This window comes from Candidatus Hydrogenedentota bacterium, assembly GCA_018005585.1.
Classification (GTDB): domain Bacteria; phylum Hydrogenedentota; class Hydrogenedentia; order Hydrogenedentales; family JAGMZX01; genus JAGMZX01.
In genome coordinates this window covers 1-5,313 of the sequence record JAGMZX010000241.1, presented here as the reverse complement: position 1 = coordinate 5,313, position 5,313 = coordinate 1, and the positions used below count along the sequence as shown (strand labels likewise).

Here is a 5,313-nt window from a genome sequence, read left to right as displayed (position 1 = left end):
GGGAAATATTGTATCGCCACGGGCGCGCGCGCGGGCGAAACGGGCATCATTGTCGACCATGATTTGAAATCGGGGCGGTTCACGCTTGAGCGCACGGGCGCGCCGCTGGAAGAAGAGGACCTGGTCTGGCTGCACGGGCCGGCCGTGCCGCGCGCGAATCCCGAACCGAGGGAAGGAGAAAAGGGCATTGGGATTGGCGATTTCCGGATGGCGGTAGGGCCGGATGTGACGCTCGATTACGTGCCGTCGACGGAGCACGAAGGCGACCAGTATCTCCGGCTCACGTTTCCGGCGAGCACGGAGCGAAGCGGCGGCGGGGTGAAACACTATCTGCGCGCCACGCCGGACACGACGTACCGTGTGCGCATCCGCGCGCGCAGCGATATTCCCGACGCCGGACTGGGCGCGCTGCTGAAGAATTACGCGTTCAAGCACACGGAAAGAGGCGCCGCAACCGAGATGGAATGTGCAGACCCGAGACTGAGCGCGGACTGGCGCGAGTATGTCTTTGAAGGCCGGACGGGGCCGGATGCGCGCATCGGCGACGAATTCACCGAATGTCTGGTCGGGGTGGATGTCCCGGCCGGCTCGCCGGGCGGGTCGGTGTATGTCGATTTCATTGTCCTGGAGGATTCCAAGCTGCAATCGGAGAGCGGATTCAACCGTTTCCTCGTCGAACGGCTGAAAGAGGCCCGCTGCGGCGTGCTGCGCTTTTATGGCTGCGCGGACCTGGGCAGCCTCGTGGACGCGTTCACCGCAGCGGATGCGACGGAAGCGCCTTGGAGCTACCTGGGCCTCGCATCGTTCTACCGGTTCAACGCCACGAGTTCTGTGGCCGATGATTGGATGCAACTGAGCGAGGAGGTGGGCGCGCTTCCCTGGATCACCGTCGGCGGCGGCAACATGCCGGACGATTGGTACGCGCTCATATCCTACCTGGCTGCGCCCGCGACCTTTGATCAACACGCGGCGCGGCGTGCAGCGCACGGTTTTTCCGCGCCCTGGACGGAACAGTTTCCGGTCATCTATCTTGAAATCGGGAACGAGTGGTGGAATGTCCTATTCCGGCCGTTTCAGACGCATGAAGCAGAGAAATACGGTGAACTGTGCAACACAATCCTGAAACGCATCCGCTCGCATCCACATTTTGACCCGTCACGAATCAAGATAGTGGCGGGCGGCTGGGCCATCAACGCGCATCACTGGAACACGCGGGTGGACAAGACGGTCGATCCGCCGGTCACGATCTCGGTCGCGCCTTACCTGCTGCACGAGCTGAACGACTGGGCGTCGGCGCGGGAACAATTCGGGGCGTTGTTCGCCGACGTGGACGTCTATGCGCTTGGCCCGGGCGCCCGCACGCTGGAAGAGTTGCGCGCGAACGGCAAAGGCACTGCGCTGGCCGTGTACGAACTGAATACGCATATTACGGGCGGGACTGCTCCGCCGGAAGCGGCATCGGAGATATGCCCGAGTCTCGGCGCGGGCGTTGCTGTGCTCGACCAAGCCATGTCGCTCATGAGCAGTCTGGGCGCAAATCCGGTCAATTATTTCACGGCGCTGCAGCGTGTCTATGACGATCGCGTGGGTCTCTGGGGCATGTTCGTGCGCGAGAACAGCGGCGACTTGCGCGCACGGCCCGTATGGGAGGGGCTGAGGCTTGCCAATCAATTCCTGATCCAGGGCGACATGGTCGACGTGGAGGTGACGGGCGCGGATACGTGGGACCAGCCGGAGAACGGCAGTGTCCCTGAGATGGAGGACATCCCGTACCTCCACGCCTATGCCTTTCTGGAGCGCGACGCCGCCAGCGGTAAGCGCCAAGCGAACCTGCTGCTCATCAACCGGCACCTGAGCATGTGGCAGGATGCGTGGGTGACATTGCCGTTTGCGCCGGACTCCGTTGGGAAGCGGATTGCGCTCACGGGCGAGGAAGTGACGGCAAACAACGAGCAAGAATGCCGTGTCACTCTCACGGAACCGGCTGAGGAAGACGTGGCGCAAGGTGTAACCCTCGCCGTCCCGCCGTTTTCCGCGGTTGCGTTCCAGTTCACGGAGCAATAAGGCAGCAACGCCGTTGTCGCGACGACGGCGTTATCAGGGGAAACCAACCACTTGGCACGTTTCATCTGTACGCACGAGGTAAGCGTCCAAACCGCCGTCGCCTGATGACGCCGTTTCGCCCGCGAAGGCAAAGCCCCCCGCGGCAGTTTCGATGACGTCGTACGCGCTTTCCGTGCCCGCTGCGCCAAACGTCAGGAAGAGGTTTTCCCAGACCGGTTCGCCCGTGAGACTCGTTTTCAGGAGGAACGCGTCGTACGCGCCCGCGCCAAAGGAAGCCGTATGTCCGGCAATAAGGTATGTACCGTCCGAGGCAGGAATAACGGCGTTGGCCTGGTCGATGCCAGGGCCGCCATAGGTGCGGCTCCAGATTTCACCGCCCGCCGCATCCGTGGCGACAACGTACGCATCTACAAGCCCCTCGCCGAAACTGCCCGAACCGCCCGTGAGGAGATAGCCCCCGTTCTCCGTCTGAAGCAGGTCGCGGAACGTATCGTCCAGCGTTCCGCCGAAGGTGCGGGTCCAGAAATCGCTCCCCGACGCGTCAATCCAGAGCAAGAGCGCGTCACGCGCACCCATGGAATCGGTGGTGGTGGCCCCGGCGAGCGCAAAGCCGCCGCCTGCGGTCTCTATGGCCGCGTTGACCTGCTCGAGACCGTCCCCGCCGATGACGCGGCTCCAGACCACGCCGCCCTCGGGATCCGTGCGTACGAGCAAAAGGTCGGGATTGGCGCCCGCCTCGGCCTGGGTCGTGCCCGCAATGAACAGGCCGCCATCCGACGTCGCCGTAAGGGCGCCTGCCGCGTCATCCGCTTCTCCGCCATACGTGCGGTCCCAGACGCGGTTACCCGAGGAGTCCGTACGTACCACGTACAGGTCGAGGTCGCCTTCTCCGGTCGTCTTGCCGCCCGCGAGCACGAAACCGCCATCGGTCAACACGGTGCATGCATTGGCGAAGTCGTCGCCCGCACCGCCGAAAGTGCGGCTCCAGAGCAGGTTGCCGTCCGGCCCCGCATGAATGAGATACATGTCGCGTTCGCCGGCGCCGAAAGACTGCGTTTCTCCCGCCAGTACGAAACCGGCGCCGGGGGTCGCAAAGAGAGCATAGGCGCGGTCGGCCGCACCGCCGCCGAAGTCCTGGAAAAGATTGGAGAGATGCACCAGAGCGGGTTTGGATTTCGTCGCCGCGCCGTGCTCGGACGTTACGGTCAGGGAGACGTCAAACGTACCCAGCCGCACGTATGTATGGACCGGCTCGGTCTCCGAACTCGTCCCTCCGTCACCGAAATCCCACGCATAGGTGAGTTGCTCGCCGGTGCCAGGCTCGGTCAAATCCGTGAATTTCACGACCAGCGGGTCTCGTCCAGAGGTAGGCGTGGCGGAGAAATCCGGCGCGGGCGGCACGAACTGCAGAACGTTGATGTATTCGGCCTTCGTTTCGGTGTCCTTGCCGTGGTCGGTGGCAACCGTCAAGGACACGGTGCATTTGCGGCACGTCTCAAACACATGCAAGGGATGCTGTTCCTCGCTGGTCGTTCCGTCGCCGAAGTTCCATAGCCAGGACAGGTCATCGGGGCTGGTTCCCGGGGTCGATTCGTCCGTAAACTGCACGGTAAGCGGCGCGAAACCTTCCGTGATATCCGCGCTGAACGCCGCGGCGGGGGCTTGTGGCGCGAGGATGGTGATGTAAGCGTCCTTCTTTGCCGCGTCGCTGCCGTGCGCGGACGTGACCTCGAGTGTGACCGAGAACGTTCCCGGTGTCTCGAAGACATATTCAAACGAGGGCAGCGTGGATACTTGCGTAATGCCGATGGTCCAGCGCCAAGACGTGACCGGCGCGGTGCCGGGCAGCGACTCATCGCTGAATTTGACGGTCAGCGGAGCGTAGCCCTCGACGGCGTCTGCGGAGAAACGGGCGGTGGGCGGGTTATCGAATACGAGCAGGGGGCAACCCGCTAGCAGCGCGCATACTCCGGCGGCAGCGGCGGCAAAGCCAAGTCGGTTTCGCAATTGCATGATGCATGATCCTTCACTTGCAGAGGGGTCCCCGGACCCATCCTTCAAAACCATACTATCTATGCCCGGAAAAATCCACTGAACTGTCCCCGGGTTCCCAGGAGGAACTTTTGGGGTGCCGCCGGGCTTTGACATCGCAGGAGACTTGTGAGTAGACTCGGAGCGGCCGCCGCTGCGCGAACGGCGCGAGAAGATGCGGTGCAGCGTGCGCGCGGGGGACCGCGCCACGAAGTGTTGGGGAGGTGACTATGCCTGAACTCACCGAGAGTTTCCTGAGCGGGTGCGCAATTGCGTCGCTGGCGGGCGGCGCGATTCTCTGTTTTCTGGGATATCGGGTGTTTCTGCCGCTGTTGGCTCTGGCGGGCCTTGCATGGGGCGCCGCCGCGGCGGGGCTGGCCGGGCTGCAAATCTCTGAGGACCAGACCATCGCAATTATCGCCGTGGTGCTCGGGGGGTTCATAGGGGCGGTGCTCATGGTGCTTCTTTATTTTGCGGTGCTTTTCACAATCGGCGCGGTGACCGCGGGCGCGATCGGCTATATGGTCTGCGTCTACAGCGACACGCCATTCACGACCGTTTCTGTAGCCGCGGTGTTGGTCGCGGCGTTGTTGGGGGGCATTATCGCGCTGGTTCTCCAGCGCTTCGTAATCGTGCTGGTCTCGTCGGTCAAGGGCGCGAGCCTGCTCGTTGTTGGGACCTGCTACTACGTGAAGCGGGCCGCACTGGCGCCGCTGCTGCTCGAATTCTACACTGCCATATCGAATCAGGTCAGCGGCAAGGAGCTGGCCGAGGCGGTCCGCGGCGGCTTGCCGTTGACCGAAGAAATGCGCGCGGGTTTTGTGCAGGTGTTTGGCCCAACGACGCTGTACCTGATGGGGTTGGGCGCCATTGCCTTTACCCTCCTTGGGATCGCCGTGCAATATGCCGTGACGGCGCGCACACCGAAACCGGCGCAGGAGCAGTCCGGAAAAGAGGGGTGAGGCGGGCTGCCGCTTCCTGTAAGACAGGGGGGTACTCGCCGCCGTAAACCGCGGCGCCGGAGGGGCACCCGTGGGGTTATCTGTCAGAAATCCCGGGAAAAGCCGCAGGTCCAGCCGCCGTCCACGACTAGGTTGTGCCCGTTGACGTAAGAAGCGGTATCGGACGCGAGAAACAGCACGGCGGCCGCGATTTCATTCGTCTCGGCGGGGCGGCGCTGCGGAATGAACGACAGGAGCCGCTCGGCCGTTTCTTTAT

At 63.3% G+C, this 5,313-nt stretch carries 4 protein-coding genes; 2 read left to right on the top strand and 2 right to left on the bottom strand.

The window, feature by feature from the left end; genetic code table 11:
* The coding region (locus tag KA184_22995) for a hypothetical protein (GenBank protein ID MBP8132457.1) at positions 1–2,064 on the top strand (2,064 nt) is incomplete at its 5' end.
* 33 nt (positions 2,065–2,097) lie between these two features.
* Here the strand turns inward: KA184_22995 and KA184_22990 are convergent.
* The gene (locus KA184_22990) at positions 2,098–4,077 is read right to left on the bottom strand and encodes a PKD domain-containing protein (GenBank protein MBP8132456.1); all 1,980 of its coding nucleotides are present in this window, start codon (positions 4,075–4,077) and stop codon (positions 2,098–2,100) included.
* A 248-nt stretch (positions 4,078–4,325) separates the two neighbouring features.
* On the opposite strand from KA184_22990, the gene KA184_22985 reads away from it, so the two are divergent.
* On the top strand, positions 4,326–5,057 hold the full coding sequence (locus tag KA184_22985; GenBank protein MBP8132455.1) for a DUF4203 domain-containing protein: 732 nt from the start codon (positions 4,326–4,328) through the stop codon (positions 5,055–5,057).
* Positions 5,058–5,140: 83 nt separating this feature from the next.
* Here KA184_22985 and KA184_22980 read toward each other — a convergent pair.
* Positions 5,141–5,313: SDR family oxidoreductase (locus tag KA184_22980; protein ID MBP8132454.1), on the bottom strand; the 173-nt coding region annotated here is incomplete at its 5' end.